The organism is Sporosarcina sp. E16_3, from assembly GCF_017347125.1.
In the GTDB taxonomy this organism is placed as follows: Bacteria; Bacillota; Bacilli; order Bacillales_A; family Planococcaceae; genus Sporosarcina.
In genome coordinates, this window is sequence record NZ_JADPRX010000026.1 from 38644 (window position 1) to 59888 (window position 21245).

At 41.7% G+C, this 21245-nt stretch carries 14 protein-coding genes; 5 read left to right on the forward strand and 9 right to left on the reverse strand.

Annotation, left to right across the window (positions count from 1 at the left end; all coding sequences use genetic code 11):
• Window positions 1–29 precede the first annotated feature (29 nt).
• Complete coding sequence (gene aceB, locus I2483_RS14375) at window positions 30–1643, reverse strand: malate synthase A (protein WP_207277821.1); 1614 nt, start codon at window positions 1641–1643, stop codon at window positions 30–32.
• Window positions 1644–1672: 29 nt separating this feature from the next.
• Complete coding sequence (aceA, locus tag I2483_RS14380) at window positions 1673–2953, reverse strand: isocitrate lyase (RefSeq protein WP_207277822.1); 1281 nt, start codon at window positions 2951–2953, stop codon at window positions 1673–1675.
• A 230-nt stretch (window positions 2954–3183) separates the two neighbouring features.
• Here aceA and I2483_RS14385 point away from each other — a divergent pair, with 230 nt between their 5' ends.
• Together I2483_RS14385 and I2483_RS19470 are read left to right on the forward strand one after the other, a co-directional pair.
• Entirely contained in the window at window positions 3184–3849 is a 666-nt protein-coding gene (locus tag I2483_RS14385; RefSeq protein WP_207277835.1) for a LytR/AlgR family response regulator transcription factor, read from the forward strand.
• The gene (locus I2483_RS19470; protein WP_255550458.1) at window positions 3839–3973 is read left to right on the forward strand and encodes a hypothetical protein; all 135 of its coding nucleotides are present in this window, start codon (window positions 3839–3841) and stop codon (window positions 3971–3973) included. The genes I2483_RS14385 and I2483_RS19470 overlap by 11 nt, the downstream gene beginning before the upstream one ends.
• Before the next feature lie 115 nt (window positions 3974–4088).
• On the opposite strand, the gene I2483_RS14390 is transcribed toward I2483_RS19470, so the two are convergent.
• From I2483_RS14390 to I2483_RS14400, 3 genes are all read right to left on the reverse strand, one after another.
• Window positions 4089–5234, reverse strand: coding sequence for a polysaccharide pyruvyl transferase family protein (locus I2483_RS14390; protein ID WP_207277823.1), 1146 nt, complete (start codon window positions 5232–5234; stop codon window positions 4089–4091).
• 886 nt (window positions 5235–6120) lie between these two features.
• Window positions 6121–8283: an S-layer homology domain-containing protein gene (locus tag I2483_RS14395; protein WP_207277824.1), complete on the reverse strand. Its 2163-nt coding sequence runs from the start codon at window positions 8281–8283 to the stop codon at window positions 6121–6123.
• A gap of 1076 nt (window positions 8284–9359) precedes the next feature.
• Entirely contained in the window at window positions 9360–10823 is a 1464-nt protein-coding gene (locus I2483_RS14400; protein ID WP_207277825.1) for an O-antigen ligase family protein, read from the reverse strand.
• A gap of 195 nt (window positions 10824–11018) precedes the next feature.
• On the opposite strand from I2483_RS14400, the gene I2483_RS14405 reads away from it, so the two are divergent.
• Window positions 11019–13049, forward strand: a complete 2031-nt coding sequence (locus tag I2483_RS14405) for an S-layer homology domain-containing protein (RefSeq protein ID WP_207277826.1) — start codon at window positions 11019–11021, stop codon at window positions 13047–13049.
• 323 nt (window positions 13050–13372) lie between these two features.
• On the opposite strand, the gene I2483_RS14410 is transcribed toward I2483_RS14405, so the two are convergent.
• The 4 genes from I2483_RS14410 to I2483_RS14425 all read right to left on the reverse strand — a co-directional run bounded on the left by I2483_RS14410 (window position 13373) and on the right by I2483_RS14425 (window position 19113).
• A complete protein-coding gene (locus I2483_RS14410; RefSeq protein ID WP_255550459.1) occupies window positions 13373–15640 on the reverse strand; it encodes an S-layer homology domain-containing protein in 2268 nt (755 codons plus the stop codon).
• 103 nt (window positions 15641–15743) lie between these two features.
• Window positions 15744–16163 carry a hypothetical protein gene (locus I2483_RS14415; RefSeq protein WP_207277827.1) on the reverse strand — a complete coding sequence of 140 codons (420 nt, stop codon included), beginning with the start codon at window positions 16161–16163 and terminating at the stop codon, window positions 15744–15746.
• A 67-nt stretch (window positions 16164–16230) separates the two neighbouring features.
• Window positions 16231–17232: a hypothetical protein gene (locus I2483_RS14420; RefSeq protein WP_207277828.1), complete on the reverse strand. Its 1002-nt coding sequence runs from the start codon at window positions 17230–17232 to the stop codon at window positions 16231–16233.
• A gap of 549 nt (window positions 17233–17781) precedes the next feature.
• On the reverse strand, window positions 17782–19113 hold the full coding sequence (locus I2483_RS14425) for a sodium/glutamate symporter (RefSeq protein WP_207277829.1): 1332 nt from the start codon (window positions 19111–19113) through the stop codon (window positions 17782–17784).
• Between the two features lie 357 nt (window positions 19114–19470).
• Between I2483_RS14425 and I2483_RS14430 the strand changes: the two genes are divergently transcribed.
• Window positions 19471–20556: a tetratricopeptide repeat-containing glycosyltransferase family 2 protein gene (locus tag I2483_RS14430; RefSeq protein ID WP_207277830.1), complete on the forward strand. Its 1086-nt coding sequence runs from the start codon at window positions 19471–19473 to the stop codon at window positions 20554–20556.
• 324 nt (window positions 20557–20880) lie between these two features.
• A partial coding sequence (locus I2483_RS14435) for a collagen-like protein (protein WP_207277831.1) occupies window positions 20881–21245 on the forward strand: 365 nt, incomplete at its 3' end.

Genomic DNA, 21245 nt, shown 5'->3' on the forward strand with positions numbered 1-21245 from the left:
TCTCATATTGTTTGACCTCCATTTGTAGTTCAGTTTAATAATTCATAACCCGGCAGTGTCAAAAACTCAACGAAGTCATCTTGCACAATCAAGGATGAAAACAGCTCGGCTGCTTCAGTATATCGGCCTGAACGGAATGCAGTGTCACCAACAGTCTGTTTGATTAATTCCAATTCCTCTTGCAATACTTTTGTAACCAGTTCCCCAGTAATATCCAGCCCATCGCTTAGTTTACCTTGTGGATGACGGATCCATTGCCATACTTGTGATCTTGAAATTTCAGCTGTCGCCGCATCTTCCATCAAATTATTGATAGGTGCGGCGCCGTTTCCTCTAAACCAGGAAGCAATATACTGGACGCCTACACTGCAATTCATTCGCACCCCTTGTTCCGTAATCGTTCCTTCAGGGACTTCGAGCAAGTCTGAAGCGATGACTTTCACGTCTTCCCGCTTCCGATCAATCTGATTCGGTGTCGGCATATGCTCGTTGAACTGCTCCATCGCAACTTCGACGAGTCCTGGATGCGCTACCCATGTTCCGTCATGACCGTCTGTCGCTTCACGGCGTTTATCTTCACTCACTTTGCCAAATGCCGCCGCGTTTGCTTGCGGGTCATTTTTAATCGGGATTTGCGCGGCCATCCCACCGACTGCTGGAGCATTGCGCTTATGACAAGTTTGAATACAAAGCAATGTATAAGCCCGCATGAATGGCGACGTCATTGTTACTTGCCCACGATCTGGCAAAATAACGTTTGGTTGATTGCGTAGCCGTTTAATATAACTAAATATATAATCCCAACGGCCACAATTAAGGCCTGCTGAATGGTCCCGAAGTTCATATAGAATTTCGTCCATTTCAAATGCTGCCGCAATCGTTTCAATTAACACCGTCGCCCGAATGGTCCCGTTCGGAATGCCAAGTTGCTGCTGCGCAAAGATAAATACATCATTCCACAACCTTGCTTCCAGATGACTTTCAAGCTTTGGTAGATAAAAGTAAGGTCCAGATCCGCGTGTGATTAATTCCTGGGCGTTATGGAAGAAATAAAGTCCGAAGTCAAAGAAACTTCCCGCAATCGGCTCTCCATCAAACACGACGTTCTTTTCTAACAGATGCAACCCCCGCGGTCGAATCATTAATACCGCGGTGTCATCATTCAATTTGTATGTTTTGCCATTGGAATGCTGTTCAAACTCAATCGTTCGCCGCACGGCATCTTTCATATTAAGCTGACCTTCCAACATGTTGGCCCATGTGGGTGATGTCGCATCTTCAAAACAAGCCATGAATGTTTTTGCGCCTGAATTCAATGCATTGATGACCATCTTCCGGCCGACTGGACCTGTAATTTCTACCCGTCTATCCTGCAGGTCATGCGGGAGGGGGGCAATTGTCCAATCCCCATCCCGAATGTGTTTTGTTTCGGCTAAGAAATCTAGTTTTAGTCCACTGTCGATAGCGTTTTGACGCTGTTGACGGCTAGCTAAAAGGTCTCTCCGTCTCTCGTCGAATTTAACATGAAGGGATTGTAGAAATGCCAGTGCTTCCGGTGTTAAAATCTCTTCACTTTCAGCAGTTAACCTGCCTAAAACTTCTATAGTATAAGATGTTTCTTGTTTTATAGTCAGATGAATCATCCTTTCCGATTGTTACTGGCACCGAAAGATCAAACAAATTGTGCAGTTTCTGTTGAGCCTTTCATCGCTGTTGTAGAAGATGTACCGCCAGAAATGATTTGTGACACTTCGTCGAAGTAACCTGTTCCAACTTCACGTTGGTGTTTAGTCGCTGTGTACCCTTTGTCTTCATTAGCAAATTCAGCCTGTTGCAGTTTTGAATAAGCTGCCATGCCATTGTCTTTGTAGTCATGCGCAAGATTAAACATGCTGTGGTTCAATGAATGGAAGCCTGCAAGTGTAACGAACTGGAATTTGTAACCCATTTTACCGAGTTCCACTTGATACTTCGCGATTGTCGCTTTGTCCAAGTTTGCTTCCCAGTTGAATGAAGGCGAGCAGTTGTAAGCAAGCATTTTCCCAGGGAATTCCGCATGGATTGCATCTGCAAACTGTTGTGCCTCTTCAAGAGATGGATGCGATGTTTCACACCAGACAAGGTCTGCATAAGGTGCATAAGCCAATCCACGTGCAATCGCTTGGTCGATACCAGGTTTTGTACGGTAGAATCCTTCAGGTGTGCGCTCCCCCGTAAGGAATTCAGCGTCTACCGGATCAATATCGCTTGTGACCATATCTGCTGCATCTGCATCTGTACGTGAGATAAGAACAGTCGGTACGCCTAAAACGTCAGCCGCAAGTCTTGCTGCCACTAAGTTACGGATCGCATTTTGTGTCGGCAACAATACTTTACCGCCCAAGTGTCCACATTTCTTTTCGGATGCAAGTTGATCTTCAAGGTGAACGCCTGCTGCTCCAGCCTCTATCATGCCTTTCATTAATTCGAATACGTTAAGGGGTCCACCGAAACCTGCTTCAGCGTCTGCAATAATGGGTGCGAACCAGTCGAAACCATCTGTTCGTCCTTCAGCGTGATCGATTTGGTCAGCCCGTTGAAGTGCTTGGTTGATACGTTTGACGACAGAAGGAACACTATTTGCTGGATACAAACTTTGGTCAGGATACATTTGGCCCGAAAGATTTGCATCCGCCGCCACTTGCCACCCACTAAGATAGATTGCTTGAAGTCCAGCTTTTACTTGTTGAACTGCCTGATTGCCTGTTAGAGCGCCAAGGGCATTGATGAAATCCTCTTCATGCAATGAACTCCATAAGCGAGTCGCACCTTTTGTTGCCAGTGTTTGTTCAATCAAAACGGATCCACGAAGTTTCACAACATCTTCAGCAGTGTAAGGACGTTCAATTCCTTTCCATCTGCTATCCTCCGCCCAGCTTTTCTCCAATTGTTCAATCTGCTCTTGTCTAGTCATATCTACAGTCACACCTTCCAGTTTTTTTATGTTCAGCTAGTTGTGAAATTAATTCTTTTGTACTGTTTCATAACAGCCGGAGTTGTTATACAGTAATATATAACAGGAGACGCAAAGCTGTCTGTACTTTCCGACAAAAGGTTGTTATTTTAGGATGAAAGCGGTTTGTAGATGACGAAATAGTTTGCCAGTAGAGTTTCATAGATAAAAAGGGGGATACAGATGTGAGGATGGTGAATATGGAGATTGAGAGAGAAGTGTTACAGCAATATGCTTCTATATTGGAAGATTGGGTACCGAAAGATGCTGCTATTGCAATTGCGGTGGGTGATACCTACATCTATTACGTGGAAGGTATTCATGATATCCGCTTAAAAGAAGGGCAGCCTGTCATGCCTGGTAGCATTGCGGATAAAGTCATTAACCATCGACTCAAGGTTGATAAAATCATGGATAACTCATTGTTCGGAATCCCCTATTATGGAATTGGTTATCCGATCGACCTCCAAGGCGAAGCTGGTGCGCTTATCGTTATCTTGCCGCCGAATTATCATGTACTGCGACATGAACCGTTTCGCTTCCTCACTGGAAAACAAGAGGATGAATGGAGCCCAGTCGCAATTGAAGAGATTGCTTATATAGAGAGCTTGCAAAAGAAAACTTGGTTTTATGTTGCAAGTGAACAATTTTGTACCAGCTATACGCTAAAAGAATTGCAATTACGACTACCAAAGACGTTTCTGCGTATCCATCGCTCTTACATTGTTAATATTCCATTTATCCATCGCATTTCCAGAGACATTACTTCTAATCTAGTTCTAACATTAAGAGATGGTACAGAGTTGCCTGTTGGCCAGACGTATATGGCTGATGTTAGGAAGGCGCTTGGGTTTTGAGATTAGAATTGAAGCTGGTCAAGTGGATATGCTCAGGTATGTGATCGCTTGGACAGCGGATATGCTTGGTGTGCGAGGTTATATGATCGCTCGGACAGCGGATATGCTCGGTGTGCAGGGTTAAATGATCGCTCGGACAGCGGATATGCTCGGTGTGCGAGGTTATATGATCGCTCTACAACACAAAATAGAAAACAGCCACAAAAGTAGCGTTCACTTTTGCGGCTGTTTTATTGTTTTCACTTTTTCTTTATTGCTGCTACAAACTGCTTTGTTCCATTCATCGATTCATCGTACAATTTGATTGAAAGTTTTTTTGTGTCTTCTAATGTTCCTTGCCAATTTCCATTCATTTCATTAAATGCATCCAGGAACAGTGTGTGTTGCTTGTTGATGTCCCCGATTGGAAATGCATACTTTTCTAAGTCGGCGAGTTTCATGAAATCATTCACTTTATGATGATAAGAAATTGCCATGACGGGGGTTTCAGTACATGTCGCCAAAATCAAGGAATGGAGCCTCGTACCGATAATGATATCTTGTTGTGCTGTCACATCGAGAATCATAGTTGGCAGAAGATTATCATCGATGATTGTCGTCTTGTCTTTATGTGTCATTTTTTGTTGGATGTCTTTTGTAACATCTGCATCTTGCGGGAATTTTGTCGCGAAAAATGTCAGTTCAACATCGTGTTTCGCAGCTAGATTGTCCAGGTTTTTCGCCATGCCTTCTACATAATCGTTATAGATAGCAGGATTCCCTTCTGGCCAATAACCTGCATTATAATAGGGGACAGCCGTAATACCGATTTTTGTTGGCGTGGCTGATTTCTCCAGGCCAGGTTGACGCAAGGAAAACGCTGGATCGCCGATAGTCAGAACTTGTTCTTTTACACCGATTGACTTCAATAGTTCAACAGATTCGGGATCGCGTACCGAAATACTGTCCGCATGTTTAGCCATATAACGGATAAACCATTTTCCTAAACTGCTGCTTAACGGACCTGCGCCGCATCCGTAAACAACATAAGGCGTCTTCGAGTTTTTAGCCATCATTGCATATGACCCAAACAACGGCGCTTCCCTTTTATATAAATCCATTAAGATTCCGCCGCCGCCTATAATCAGCAAATCAAACGTCTTAACGATTCGCTTATTATTTTGGTATGTTTTAAAAAATGTCTTTACTGCATTTCCATTTTTATAATACAGTGGAAAACTAGTTACGCCATACCGTTCTGCTGTTTGTTTAGGATTATTACTAAATACAGTTAAATCAGTACTGCCTATCTTGAACGTTGACGTCACTTGTTTAATAATGCTGAGTAAAATAGCTTCGTCCCCGTTATTATCGTTGCCATAATTGCCTACAATACCTATTTTCATTAGCCGACTTCCTCTACTACATGATGATTTTATTATAACATAGCTATGCTACTCCATGAAAATAGAACACGTCTGTTTATTAACCGCCTTCTTACATAAAGAACATGTAAGAAAAGCATAAAATTGTACATTTTCCCTAGTACATTTCCGGCTCGCTTTCGGCTAAAATAATCACTACAGTTTTACCGAGGGACAAGTGTGGCAAGAAGTGACTTCGTCACTTCTTGCCACACTCTTTTCGGTTATCCTGTTGCGATTAGTTGCCTGTCGCGTACCTACAACGTTCAAGTGAAAAATGCACTTGCTTGGGAAATAAGAATAGATGACTTTCCACAGTAGTTATTAGTGCCCGAAGATACAATTTCGGGCACGCTTGCACTTTCTACAATGCGTTCCTTACTTACTTTTAACCAAGGGCACGCTTGGCATCATGTGATATCCTGTAGAAATTAATACTTCCTTAAAATAAAAAAAGCAAAAACCATAAAGAATGAGTAAGCAGCCAAAATTGCATCTTTGGCTGCTCCTTTATGAATAGGTAAGTGGTTATTCGCTCATTCCCAAAAGCTTTAGCATTAAGTGTAGCTGTATTTTTGGGGAGCGACGGACGAACGACCACCATACGATTAACGACAAAGCTGCGTAGGGTGCGACTTTGTCGCATCCTACGCAGCAAGAAATTCCGATAATTGTATAGTAGTCGTTCAGTCCAAAGCGGTCCAAAAGCACCTGTACATAGGGTGTCTAGTATCTTGCGCTTTTCTTACTGTCTAGCTCGAGCGCCTAGCCCCTCGAGTCGCTTCAGTCCTTAAGTTAAAGGCAAAGGGCGCCTTTCTCTTAAGGCCCTCCAGCGCTTTCCGGAGCTGAACAGGCGCTCTCGCTTTTCTTATTTATTAATACTGCGGTATAAGAATGCGCTGAATTGCGCGCGGTTAACAGGTTTATTCGGCTCGAAATTGCCTTTTTCATTCCCTGTTGTAATGCCGCTTTCTGCTAAAATATGAACTTGTTTATAAGCCCAGTGGCTTGTAGGAACGTCTTTGAATTTCTTAGACGACTCACCCTCTAGTTTGTACGCTTTTACTAGGATCGCTGCCATTTGGGCACGTGTCAACTGGCCAGCAGGGTCGAATGTTCCGTCACCCTTACCGCCTACTAGATTCGCGCTTGCAATGGCATTGATTTCATTGTAATAACGGTATGACTTAGGTACGTCTTTAAACTGTTGTGTACTAGCAATAGAAGTATCCAAGTTGAACACCCGGCTTAAAATGACCGCTGCATGTTCACGAGACAATGTATTTCCAGGGTTGAATTTACCATCCAAGTCTCCTTGAATATAGCCAAGGTCTTTCAGGTAACTTATTTCTGTATAGTACGCGTAAGTAGAAGGTATATCAGAAAACGCAGGTGTATCATCGGACAAAACGATAGGAATGCTTGTTGTTTTCGATCCGAGTGTTACGTTTACTGATCCCTTGCCTGCTTTATTAACAGCTTTGAAGGCCCCAGATGATGAAATCGTTCCGATATCACCCGTGACGCTCCACTTCACTTGTTCCGGAGAATAAATGATTGGCTTTCCTAGTGCATCCGTTGCATTTGCTTTGTAAGTCACGCTCGCACCTGGTTTCACTTTTGTTGTAGAAGGTACAATTGTTAACTTAGCCGGTGCATCGACGACTGTTACAGGGAATGATTGCGACGCATTTCCATATTGTACGGAAACCCGGTCTTCCCCAGCTTTCACGGCACTGAACGTAAGTCCTGAACCAGCAACGCTACCTTTTTCTGCTGTTACTTGAATCTGACTGTTGTCCACTTTTAATGGATTATAATAGGCATCCAGTAAGTAATTCACTGTCAGAGATGTTGTTGCGCCTACAAGCATCGTGCCAACTTGATTGCGCGAGACGCTAAGTTGTGCAGGATCGCTTACAGGTGCTGTACTAATTGCTTCCATAATTGCAGATACTTTACGTTCCGCAGAATTTGTCGTTCGGTTTGCCAACACGACCGTATTGCTGCCATGATTTCGTACGCCCATCGCGGTTGAACCACCACCATCAAAATTGAGTGCCCGATCATAGCCTTGTGCTGCTAAATAATTTGCGAATTGTGTAAGCGACATCCCATTGCTATAGCCCTTAAGATTGTCGACTGTTACAAGATGCACTTGTTTTTTGTCTTTACTAATCGCAATTGCTGTACGCGCCGTCAAAGTACTGGCCCGCCAATTAGATGTATTCATTGTAATGTTTGGCTTGCCATCTTTCAAAAGCATCGGACCGCTTGCTAGCATGAACTCGGAGTCCATCCATTTATCATCGATAGAGAGTGCAAGGGATACATCTTCGCCCACTTGCATATTTTTGAATTTCTCAAGACCTTTTGCACCATGGACTGAGAGAACGAAACCGGTTTTAGGGATTTCTATTTTCTCTTTCGATCCATAACCGCGTACTTGCACAACTTTCCCCGTCAGTTTTTGGCCGTATTGAGTAGTGGTGATTGGCTGTCCTGTATCTACGACTATCTCAATTCCAAACTGATTAGAATTTGTGTATTTATCAATATTCTGTGGTGTAAAAATGATTGTTTCATCATCTTGTCGTTGACGATTTATCCCCGTCAATAGATGATTCGTTCCTTTGTAATCGATACGAACTCCAAAGTTAAACTGATCGATTTCAGCAAGTCCATCTTTCGTCACGCCAAATGCAATCGGTTGGCTTACATAATTGCTTGTCGAATTAGAGATGACTCCACCATTAACAATATCGTTCCCTTGGGAAATTAAATACATCGGCAAGCCGTTATTCATGTCGAAAAATGAAGCATTAATTGCCCCAACGACACGATTACCATCTTTTGAATCTCGATTTGCAAGTACTGTCGTCGCTTGCGTTTTTGCAAGCGGTGCAGGAAGACCAACTTGTAATTTCGTATATGGATCTCCTAAATTGACAGATAGATGATTTATGTATTTTGTTGCCGATTGCGTATATTGAGAATAAGTTACACCCGATGATACCGGATAACTCTTCACCGCATTCTGATTGGCCGAGGCACTTGCTGGTACAGTCCAAAGAAGCGTGGCTGCTACCGCTGTTATTGCAAATTGTTTACTGAAACGTTTAATTGAAGCTACTTTACTAGTGATAAAACGACACTCTCCCTTCCTATGAATATACAGCTTACCAAAGGATTCGCTATATTACCATAATCCATAAGAAGGAAATTACAAGGAATGCAGCCTAAGTTCGCCACGTCCTGTGGCAATGGCTGCATGACCTACATCCTGTAGGCCCAAGCGGAAGGCGCCGTGTAGACGCGACAGGCATAAGACGGACCGGCGAAGTGGCGTTCTTTGCCACGCAGCCGGGCTGACTTATGACCCAAGCGGCTGGCGCCTGGAGCTAGACACTAAGAAAATCGGAGACGCTACGTGTATAGTATATTTGCATCGCTCTGGATTGAATGACTTCTATAAAATTACCGAGATGTCTTTATGTGTAGGGATGCGACATAGTCGCATCCCTACACACTTTTTTTCGGTAATCGTATGGCGGTCCTTCATCCGTCGCACTCCAACAACACAGATACACGAAGTGCTAAAGCCTTTTGTGACGAAAGAATAGCTGTCTTCTCAACTGGATAAAAGCCGCCAAAGATGCAATTTTGGCGGCTGATGCTTTCTTTAGGGTTTTCTCTTTTTATATAGTAAAGAAGTGTCACTTTCTAGTAGGTATCACATGATTTAATACATACTCTTCGCTAAAAATAAGAAAGGAACACATTATAAAACGTGCAAAAGTGCCCGAAATTGCATCTTCGGGCACTTACACGCTTCATAAAAAATCATCTATTCTTTTCTTCCGAAGCAACCGCATTATTCACTAAAACATTGTAGGTACGCGGCAGGCGACTATTCGTAACAGGATTACCGAAAAAAGTGTGGCTAGCTATGACTAAGTCATTGCTAGCCACACTGGGGGCCCCGGTAAATCTGTCATGAATAGTTAGCCGTAAGCGGGCCGAAAATGTACTAGTGAAAATGAAGGTTTTCAAGCTCTTTTCCCTAGTTTCCATACAAGTAAATATCTACTTAACAGACGTGCGCTGTTATAAGTCTTTAATCTTAAACTTCTTATATTGACTCGTATAAGATGCAAATACACCAAAGATGATAAAATAGAACATCGTATAAAATTTAAGTTCCCAAATATTATAGTAGAATCCGGAGAATCCTGTCGCGAACCAGAAGGCAATCATGAATTTACCAAACACTGTTTTTCGTTCTTTCCAGAACATCGCAAACATAGCTAGAAGAAACGCTGCAAATAAGCCAACGCCTACAACACCCGTTTCAGCAATTACTTGAATGTACTGATTATCCGAGTAGAAATACTTGCCGCCGTAGATGTCTGAACGGATTCCGTAAAACTTGTAGATTGGCGATCCATATGACAATGTTGCAGATCCGCCGAATGAACCGAATCCAGCCCCTGCAACCGGATTGTCTTTGAATACTTCAAACCCTTTATTAATATAGAAGAAACGACCACTTTCAGTCATAAGCGCCAAGTTTTTTGGATCTAACGTCTCACCGAAACGTTCAGCAATGCTTCCTGGTCCAGTGTCTGGTTCATTAAGACCAAGCTCTTTGAAGTACTGTACGCCGAGATTAACAGGGTAATAAATCAGTAAGATCGAGGCTATGACTGCAAGAATAAGTCGTTTCATTATATGCCAGTTTTTCGATAGTACAATGAAAATCGCACCAAGAATAAATGCTGATATCCAAGTCCCTCTTGAATAGGTGAGGATAAATACACCAAGGAACAAGACAAGGTTAATGGTTAGGAACCATTTATATTTCTCGGTTTTATAGATTGATTGAAGGAACAAGACGGCAATAATTCCGAACAGTAGCAATAACGCCAGTGAATTTGGATTTCCTGGCAATCCATAGATTCTTACAAAGTTCGTTGCCGATAACGTTTTATATTTCCATACATCTGGCAAAAGGAACTGCCTCATGGATAGTTTTTCAATAATGCCGTGGACTGAAACAATTAGGCTTGTCCAAACGGTTACCCATGCAAGCCGTTGGAACCATCCTTGCGGTAACAGCATTCTTGAAACAGTGTAGTAAAGCAAATACATAATAATAAATGTCCGTAGTTGGAAAATGACCGCGGAAGGTAAAACACCTTGAACCAATCCACTTGCAGCCCCGAACAATAGGAATGCAAAAAATGCCCATTCAAACCATTTGAACGTAAACAAAGACTTCCAATCTTTTCTTCCCGCAATGATTACTTTTGCAAATGCGATGAACGTGATGAGATCCCCAATTAGCTTAAGTCCCGGATTCACTTCTACAAGAAATGGACGAATACTGACATAGACTACGAGGAAAAGTAGGCTTTGCTGCGGCCTTAAAAATGCGAATAACGCAAAGAACAGGGAAGTTAGAACAAGTGCAATAGAAGATGGAAGCATCAATCCTACGCCGATGACTGCCAATGCAGCAATGAAATACACTGTTTCTTTATCTTTTAAATTCTCTTTTATAGTTGTCATGAAATTTTTTCCCTTTCTACGACTAGATCGTCTCATAATAATGAACAAAGTCCTCCGTAATTATAGCATCTTATAGGACGTTGTGGCTTGTTCTTTAGTTTCATATTTATTACAAATCCTTCTTATGCAAGTTGGACCTTATTATTCTGGTAAAAATCTGCTAGTATTAAGGAGATTATAGAAGGAGGTTTTTACGTGAAAAAATTAATTACTTTCACTTTACTCACACTGCTCATGTTCTCCCCTTTCTTCCAGATACAAGCACAAGCGAGTGACATTAACGGTCATCAGATGGAAAGCGACTTGAATTACTGGATCGCGAAAGACGTCATTCGGGCAGACGCAAAAGGGAATTACAATCCCAATAGGGCCGTTACGAGAGGCGAATTTGCTTCGTACATCGCACGTGCTCTCGATTTACCCGTTTCCACGAAATACAGATTCAAAGACTTGAAGTCAAACACCGGTCTTACAATTGAAATCCAAAACGCGGCTGGCGCAGGTATTCTTTCGGGTTATCCGGATGGCACATTCAAAGCTAGCGACAAGATTACACGTCAACAGATGGCAGGGATGATGTATAAAGCGATGCGTTATATGAATCTTCCTGTACAGACAACGAATTTAAGCTTCAAAGACTCAAAAAAGATTTCTGCAAACTTTATAGACGCAGTCTCGGCTGCTGTTAATTTAAACATTATTCGAGGGGATCACCGGAAAGATGGTGTTTATTTCAACCCAAAAGATAATGCAACGATTGCACACGCTTCGGCATTCCTATTCAGATTGTTCGCTGCAGCAGAAGTGTTGAAACCAACTGAACCTACGGAACCTAGCGAGCCAAGTATTCCTGGAATTCCCCCTGTGGAAATTCCTAATGTTGATCCTGAAGTATACAAAGTAAGTACAATTTCAGGCGGACAACTTCGTCCGACAACTGCGCTGTATAAAACATATGAAGATGCATTGGTTGCTTACAATGCATCTTCATCCGTTCAAGCGATTATCAAGGATAGTAAAGTAATAAAAATAAAAGCGGGTAAAGCTTTCGGTTCGAATAATTCGAATAAAACCACTACCCTATATAAAGATTCTTCTTTTCGCAACATAGTGACCTATATTCAACAAGGCCGTGAAATCAACTATATAGGTAGTAGCTCTGAACACGTTATTCTTGAACTGGGCGGATTGACTTTCTACGCGAAACACACCGAAGTTGATCTTGTTCCGACTGAACTTGTCACGGCATCTGACTACTATAAAGTAGGACAAGACGGTGTATTGTATCATTACACCTACGATAATATCTCGAAAAAAGTGCTCCCTGAATACTCAATCGGAACTGCTTCCCCGTCAATGGGAATTGGAAAAAGCTATACTAGTCTCGATGGTGTCCATTTTAAAGAAATGAATTCGACTACTACGATTACGCACTACCCTTACTTCCAGTTCCAATCCGTGCGCCAACCATCTTCATATAGTGGTGCGGAACTAGATTACTTTATCACTGAGATTTTGAAAGATCGTCAGCGTATGGGGGCTGCCCGTTACAAAGATGCTCCAACTAAATCGAAGTTGATTGGTCTTGGTAACTATCTAAAAGCAATTGAAGAAACACATCGAATCAACGCACTGTTCATTCTTGCGACAGCCATCCACGAAAGTGATTACGGGATAAGCGAAAATGCACTAACGAAAAATAACATTTTCGGCATTCAAGTATTTGATTCAAGTCCTGATAAAGGTGCAATGTACGAACGCCCTGAAAATAGTATCAATGCATTTATTAACGAATACATGAACAAAAATTATGCGAACCCACTAGGCGGATATTCATACGGAGCAGTTCCAGGTAATAAAACTGTCGGGTTCAACGTAAGGTACGCTTCAGATCCAAACTGGGGGAGTAAAATCGCCGGACATATGTGGCGAATCGATACATTCCTTGGCAAGAAGGATTACAAACAAGCGGATCTAGGACGCATCATTTACGACGGTCCTGTAGGTGTCAATGTACGGACAAGCCCTGATGCACTAAGTGCTAAACTATTCTCTTACAAACCAAAAGACCCGGGCACCAATGCCGCATTCGGCTATCCAGTTGTTATTGTCGACGAAACAGTCGGTAGCGACGGTTTTAAATGGTATAAGGTAATTGCTGATAGCAATCCCCCTTCAGACTACGGCTGGATTCGTTCAGACCTTATCGAGCGTATAATGGAGTAAAAAATGATTAGTCCTGCCCACTCAGGTTTGAGGGGGCAGGACTTTTTTGTTGATGAAATTGGGCGTTTAATGGTTAATATCAGGTTTGTCGGGGAAGTTTGCGGAACTCTAATGGCTAGTCACCTAACTGTGAGGGCTTCTCTCTGAACTGTAAGGGCTAACGATAAAACTGTAAGGGCATGGCGGAACTCTAATGGCAAGTCGCCTAACTGTAAGGGCTAATGATAAAACTGTAAGGGCTATTCCCCCTTTAACCCCATCAAAAAAATCCCCTGCACTGAATAATTCCAGTGCAGAGGATTTCACATTTCATTCACTTTACCTCATAGAGCATCCGTATGTTCACTGCCCGCCGGGAGTAGATCCAACATGTTGATACGCTCAAGGCCTTTTTTAATTTTCGTCGTATACCCTAAGCCATTCTTGTCCAAATAACCCGCTTTGGAACGAATCATTTCTTCAAAAACAGGCAACTTCGATTCATCGACCGCCGACCACATTTCATAAGAATTGATCAAATCTTCCAACGTTAAATGCACATAATCACGCCCGGAAAATTCACGTTCAGGCGAAATTTTATACCAAATGTCACCGTCAGGACGGATCCACTTATTCTTTTCCTTTTCGATCGCTGTTTGGATACTCGTTGCTGTAGCTAAGTATTCAGGATTCTTTAACTCTTGATATGCCAATAAAAGAACGTTCATTCCGCCAAGAGCATGGTTCATGGACGTATGTGTTTTCACTTTTTGCGCCGCAGGGAAGTAGTCGGAAATATAGTAGGACTCGTTGTCTACTTTGATGATATTCCCTTTCTCCTTTTGCGATACAAGCAGATTGGCATAGTTTTTCAGGCCGACGTTGTAGTCCGTATGTTCAAACGCCTTGCCTCCATTATACATAAATAACGCAATTTGTTCGTTGAACCTGGTATCAACGAACGGAGCCGTTATACCGTACAAGCTTTTCAGATATGTGCTTGTTACTTCGGTTTCCCAGTACGTCGATTTCCCTCTGAATACATCCAAATTGGCAAATGAATTATAGAGAAGGTTTTCATAATACCGTACGCCAGTTTCGGCATAAAGAGCCATAACCCGGTCTTCTTTCACAAGAAGAAGATTGCGACCATACCCTCTGCCCGACTTCGGCATTGGTTCAACCGTTACCGCCATCTTATTGTATGGGCCCTCGGCTGTGTACCATTTATTTCGTTTTTTATAATTAACTGCAGATTCAAGCATCCAAGTGTCCATTTGCTTTCGGTCTTCAAACAATCGTTCTTTAGAAGCCAAAAGCCATTGGTCGACGACATCGAAGCCTCTTGACTGTAATCTATATACGGAAAGTTGCGTTTCTCCAAGCATAACGCCGCTAAAAGCTTCACTCTCCTGATGTAATTCCCTCGTATGGCTTTCCGCGCCTGTAGGATATTTCTGGTTTAGTTCAGTTGACTGGTATGACTTCCCAATCATCCGCTGAGATACTTTACCGTCTGTTTGTATTTTTTCGAAAATACCAGTCGGGTATGTCATTAAGTCAAAGCCAAATGTTTCATCGACACTTTTCTTAATCGGGAATCGGCTATACTCATGAAGCACTGCTTTCGATAATCCCTCTTCCGTCTGGATGACGTCAATAGTAATTGGTTTGTTCTGAGGATTCCTCAGTTCGTTGAATAAAAAGTAATCCCCGTTAGGCAGTTCCCTTTTCGTCATTTTCACCGTAACGGACGGAAAACCACTTATGCGGTATGTGTAAATTAAATCTGTAGCATGCGCATGTTGGACTGTTTTTTCTCCCGCAAATTGCATGATATAATTTGAACGTAAATATGTTTTGCTAGAAGTTGAAAGTGGTACTTCGACAAATTGTTGCTCATGTCGGACTGGAGTAAATGTACCGTACGTATTTGGCTCCGTAAATACGGTTACAGGCAATTTCTCAATTAGCTTATTTTGCAGCATCGCCCTATGTAGGAAAACGACATATGTCGCACGGTTTACAGCTGTTTTCGGATCGAATGTACCATCTTCTTTACCCGTAGTGATGCCGTGCTGCGCTAGTACTTTCACGCCCAGTTTATGAGATTCACTGATTTTAGAATCATCCTTGAATGTGATTTCTTCTCCTGTATCCTGCAATTTGAAAGCCCGAACGATGACAGTCGCCATCTGTTCACGCGTCAAAGAGTCACCGACGCCAAATGTCCCGTCTTCTTTCCCTAAGAAAATGCCGGCTTCATATGTAGCCATTGCACCTTTCAAATGGGAAGACTTTGCGCTGACATCTTTAAATATCGGTTTGTAGGATGAAAACGGCAACTCAAGTGCGTTCGTTATTAAGTTAGCCGCCTGCGCCCGTGATACCTCTAAACTCGGCCTGAACTGCTTGTCCGGATAACCGTTAATAATTTTCAAATCGACAAGTTGTGTTACTTCATCTTTAGCCCAAAAATCATTATGTACGTCCGTAAAACTTGGACTGATTGGATTCGCGCTGGCATTTAATATACCAAAGCCAAACAGCGAAAGAATGACGATAATTAGTCCAGTTTTCATTGGACCATTCATTTTTCTCTTGTGTAACATTTACAAATATCCTCCCTCTCACATACTTAGTCTGTGCAGTCATCCATCTATAATACCATAGAACAGCATAGAAAAACCTCCTATTTACAAGGAGGCTGATTCGTTATTCTATTGCCTTTTGTGCAAATGCTTCTCCATTTTTACGAGCTTGAACATCGATTTGATAATCCGGATATTTTGCTTTTAATTTTTTAGCGAACATTCCGGCAAGTTCCCCCGCCTTTTCTTCTTTCATATCTTCTGCAACATCAAAATCAGTTAGAACAAAGCCACCGCTATCTTCTGTCACAATAATACTAACTGAGGTAACGCCCTCTTCTTTACTGAACTCTTCTTTCAAGTCGTCTTCTGATTTTACCGTTTCTGATTTATCGACGGCTCCTTGTTCTTTAAGGTTATTTTCAACTGCCTCAATTTTCTTCTCTTCTTCAGTTTTCGGTTCATCTTTCTTATCCGAATCCCCGCAAGCACCAAGTAAAAGAGCTGATCCTAACAATGCTGCGAACAATAATGATTTTTTCATAGTAGGTTCTCCTCCTTTATTTGATGTATATGTTATCCTAACATACAAAAAGTGTGAGCGGCAAGGCTCACACTTCTTGATATTTCTGCTGTTCGGCATTCTTTGCTAACTGATCGAGTAAAAAGTCCTGCGCTGTTTTCATTTCCAACTGCTCTTTTTGTTTAAATAATTGTTCAATAATCGTCGATGCACTGAACTGCTGGATAATCTGCTCTGCTTGCTTGACAATCGCTTCATTTACAACAGGTTTTACTGACTGTTGTGCGGTTTCTGTCGATGGCGCTTGCCTCATTTGTTCAGTTGGTGGACTGACTAGATTCTGCACTACTTCTTTTACAGTCTTTTCAATTTCCGCTTTCGCAATCGATTGTGTAGCCCTCGCTGTGAATGAAGTCGATGCGGCATTTCGTTGATATGCGCCTTTATTGATTTGGGCTGCAATTTTAGCGATTTCGGGTCTGAATTCCTTCACCGATTCCATTGCAAATGTCAGTTCTTTAGGGTTGTCGATGAAATACGGATTGTCGTACCAATTCTGTTCTTCAAATCTCCCTTGTGATGCGACAAGCGGATTATTATAAGGTGAGTTATACCAATCATTTGATGGTTTTCCAATACCATGCTCTGCCGCAAGTGCTGGGTCTGTAATGAATGCGATGACATGTGGCACTTCACCAGGTGCTTTCTTGAAGTCGGAAATTAACTCATTCAAGTGTGCTTTGCCTTTCGCAATTTCTGTTTCATCGCCAGACTGAATTGCCTCTTTCAAAGAACGGTTTTGCACATCAATCAGATTGCTATAATACATCTTATTCTGTTTAAATTCGCCATTTACTTTATCGTACCAAGCAGGTTGTTGTTTCGCTTGGAAATCATGATAATTAGACCAATCATTCGTTCGAATTGATTCGAGAATCAAGCCATTACGACCGTGGTTGACTGCCGCCAACGGATTTACAGCAGCTGCCTCTTTGCCAAATACCTTACGCCACGCATCATCCGACGTACTGCTTGCATCACGGACTTGCATGGAGAAAGATTGCTGATTACTTAATGAAGAAACAAACACGAATACACCTCTTATATATATGATTTTCAATCAAATTCATATGACGCTTAGCTAATACCATTATATCACATCTGTTGATTAACCACTTATTTGCATATAATACTGATGAGAAGGGCTTGATAACCTTCATTTTCACTGTACTATTTTCGGCCCGCTTTCGGCTAACTATTCTTGACAGATTTACTGAGGGAGCCTAGTGTGGCTAGAAGTCATTCAATACAAAGCGATCCAAAAGCGCAACTATACACGTAGCACCAAGTGTGTGATCAAGTTTTTCACTGGTTACTATTAGTAAATAAATAGACGTGCCATTAGATCTTATTATCGGTATAATCCCGAAATAATTTAGTAGTTTATGAGCCCCACTTTTTTCATGGGCGACATAGTAACAAATTAAGCCATTGAATAACTGCATTACGAAATTCATACAGTACTGACCGCTACCACGGCTAAAGTCATGAGGTTCTTTTTCGCAAACATTTCACTTACATTCCACGAAAAAAAACAGGGCCCCACTGCTGTCACATTCGACGGCGAGGCCCTGTTTCATTATGCTTTTCTATTTAACCATTTATTTTTAATCGCCATTAGATAAATAACGAATGCGAATGCAAATGTGATCGCAACAAAAACAAATCCTTGTGAACTTAATACGAGCATCGGAGCAAATGTCACGAGCATAATTTCAACCGGCGCAATTGGTATATAGGCCAAGCTGTAATCATCCAGCGTCTTACTTTCCGATTTTGGATCGACGATTCTAAGAAGCGCCATACCCATAGCGACTGTTCCTGTTGTCCAGCCCCATGTGAATATCCCTTTTTCAAACCAGTATTCCGGGAAAAACTTCTTCGAAAAGACTGCGAAAAATAAGAACGCATACACGAGACCAAACACAAACAGCAATAGTAATGGAACAGCGTAATCAAGTACAACTGCAATACTGATTGAACCAATTCCGAATGCAACGAGAATATCCGTCGCACTTCCACTAATTCTTGACACAACATCCTTACTGACATATTTATCTGTATTCGTAGAATTCAATATCTTCTTCACGAATAATCCAACAAGAAATGCCAGTGAAAATGCCGGTATAACAACGCTTGGCAATAGCATCGCGCCTAATTGACTTAAATAATAACCGCCCATGGCGATAATCGTAATGATAGATAGGTGAAAAACATATGGATCAATCGAAATTGACGATACCGTATCCGTTTCAGACTTCGTTCTCGATTCAGGTGGGATTAATCCCGTTCTAAGCTCGTCCGGCAAATCTTTGAACGAAGCGAGGAATTTCGTATGTCCCTTCGATGAACCCCATTTAATGAAGACAATCCCTATTAGAATGGCACTCATAATCCCTACAGTGGCAGATGTCATAGCTAACGAAGTCGCTTCTTCCCAGCCATTTTGCTCAAACGTCGCACCAATAGCCGCCGCAGTTCCGTGTCCTCCTACGAAGCCAGCTGCAAGTAACAAACCGAAACCATCATGTACATCCCAAAATGGATTAATCAGTAGGAGCGCGAATAACAATCCTCCACCCCACATTAATACCATAGCAATTTGAGAGTACGACCACATGCTTCCGACTCTTGTCTTAATCGCATTCCAGTCAATCCGTGGTGACAGTAACGGCAATGTTCCAAAGATGACTGCTATCAAGATTGCCGGATAGACTTTAATTTGATCTGAAAACGGCAAAAGCCCTAAACCATTCGGCCCAAACAGTAAAGCCAGAAGCCCCGCAATAATACTAGCCGGCAAAAACATTTGCTGGACGAACTTAACCTTCGCTCGAATAATCGTCCCGACAAGCAGTAGCAATGAAATCAAACCGATATCCGTAAATAAAACCCATGGTGAAAAATCCATATAATTATTCTCCTAATCTATACATTATTTTTTGCTGAATTTAATGCCCCTTTCTTAACATCTATGTAACCGGTTACACGAATATAAAAAGCATAATTTTTTATCAACTTTCACTAAGATAACATTTTTTAAAGCCTTAGTAAACTTAACGGATAACTCCGAATTACTTAGTGAATTCACAATTGACAAGTAACTAGAAAACCTTTTAAACAAAGAGATATATCCGACATGTTTAGATATCCTTCAAGAACATTTTCTTCAGAAAATATATATATATTCGTAATACTCGGTGACACTTTGTTCGTCAAAAATTCGGTGACTGCATATAAATAGATGAAGAGCTAGGAGGGATAACTAATGATAACGATAAGTTTGTGTATGATTGTCAAAAATGAAGAGGAAGTAATAGGGAGATGTTTAGATTCTGTCCGCGGATTAGTGGATGAAATTAATATTGTGGACACAGGATCTACTGATCGGACAAAAGAAATTGTGGGAGGGTATACTAATCGAATTTTCGATTTCAAGTGGGTTGACGATTTCTCGGCCGCACGGAATTTTTCATTCCAACAAGCAACAATGGATTATGTTCTCTGGCTTGATGCGGATGATGTATTTTCAGTGGAAGATCAGGAAAAGTTCAAAATCCTGAAACAATCTCTACAACCATCGATTGATGCTGTTTCAATGAATTATCACTTAAGTTCCGATCATGAAGGAAATGTAACTTCTCTTTTGAGAAGATATCGTCTAGTTAAAAAAATAAAGGATTTTAAATGGATAGGGGCAGTACACGAGTATCTCTCGGTGTCAGGAAATCTATACGATAGTGATGTGGCAGTCACCCACTCCCCTTTAAGTCATGATGCAGAACGCAATATCCTGATTTATAAAAAGTTGCTAGATTCCGGAAAAGTGCTCTCCCCGCGCGATACATTCTATTATGCCAACGAACTGATGGATCATAGTGATTTTGAAACAGCAGTCCTTTACTACGAGGAGTTCTTAGATTCCAAACTGGGCTGGGTTGAAGACAATATTAGGGCATGCTTCAGACTTGCAGACTGCTACCATAAATTAAATGACAAGAATAAAGAACTTAGTTCTACCCTACGAACCTTTGCCTTTGATGTTCCTCGGCCCGAAGCATGTTGCCGACTCGGCTATTACTTTATGGAACAGTTTAAAAACCCCGAGGCTATCCACTGGTATAGTCAAGCGCTCCTTTATGAAAATCATCGACAGATAAGCTTGCAAAACACCTCATTTTCCACCTGGCTACCCAATCTTCAATTATGTGTTCTTTATGATCGACTAAAACAGTATGACAAAGCCTATCATCATAATGAATTAGCCCGGAAATACAAACCAAATAATGACAACATAGTGAAAAACAAAAAATATTTAGATGAAGTCATTAGAAGTAATCAGGATACTATTTAAGATTCGATACACATTGCTAGCAGAATAAGTATAGGTGTGGCCTACATTTGAAAGTCATTTTGTAATTACTTTCAAATGCTTCACTCCTCCAACTAAATAGCCGCATCGACACTTTGTCGATGCGGCTATTTAGTTGGAGGCAGCAGTGTCCAAGATGGTGAGCTTGTTTAAAATTAAAGCCCTTTCCCTAATAAAATGGATAAATAATATAGAAATCCTCCCCTTTATGTCACATTTACTTAACTATTATTTTATGCACGTAGTTAATTGCCCGTCCCCCCCTTCTATTACTTGAATAGGATGTTAAAGATAGGAGGTGAAAAAATGAATTTTAATAACTATGAAAAAAATTGTTGTGATAATAGGAAGTGTATTGTTCCTTGTACTAACAACAATTTCCGTAAAATAATATGTACAACTGGGCCTCCAGGAGGAAATTGGGATGATTGCATTGACGGTGCTACCGGAGCTACTGGAGCTACTGGCGCAACTGGTCCTACTGGAGCAACGGGAACTAACGGCATAAACGGCGCTACTGGTGCTGATGGTGCTACTGGCGCTGATGGTGCTACTGGTGCTGATGGTGCTACTGGCGCTGATGGGGCTGATGGTGCTACTGGTGCTGATGGTGCTACTGGTGCTGATGGTGCTACTGGCGCTGATGGGGCTACTGGTGCTGATGGTGCTAC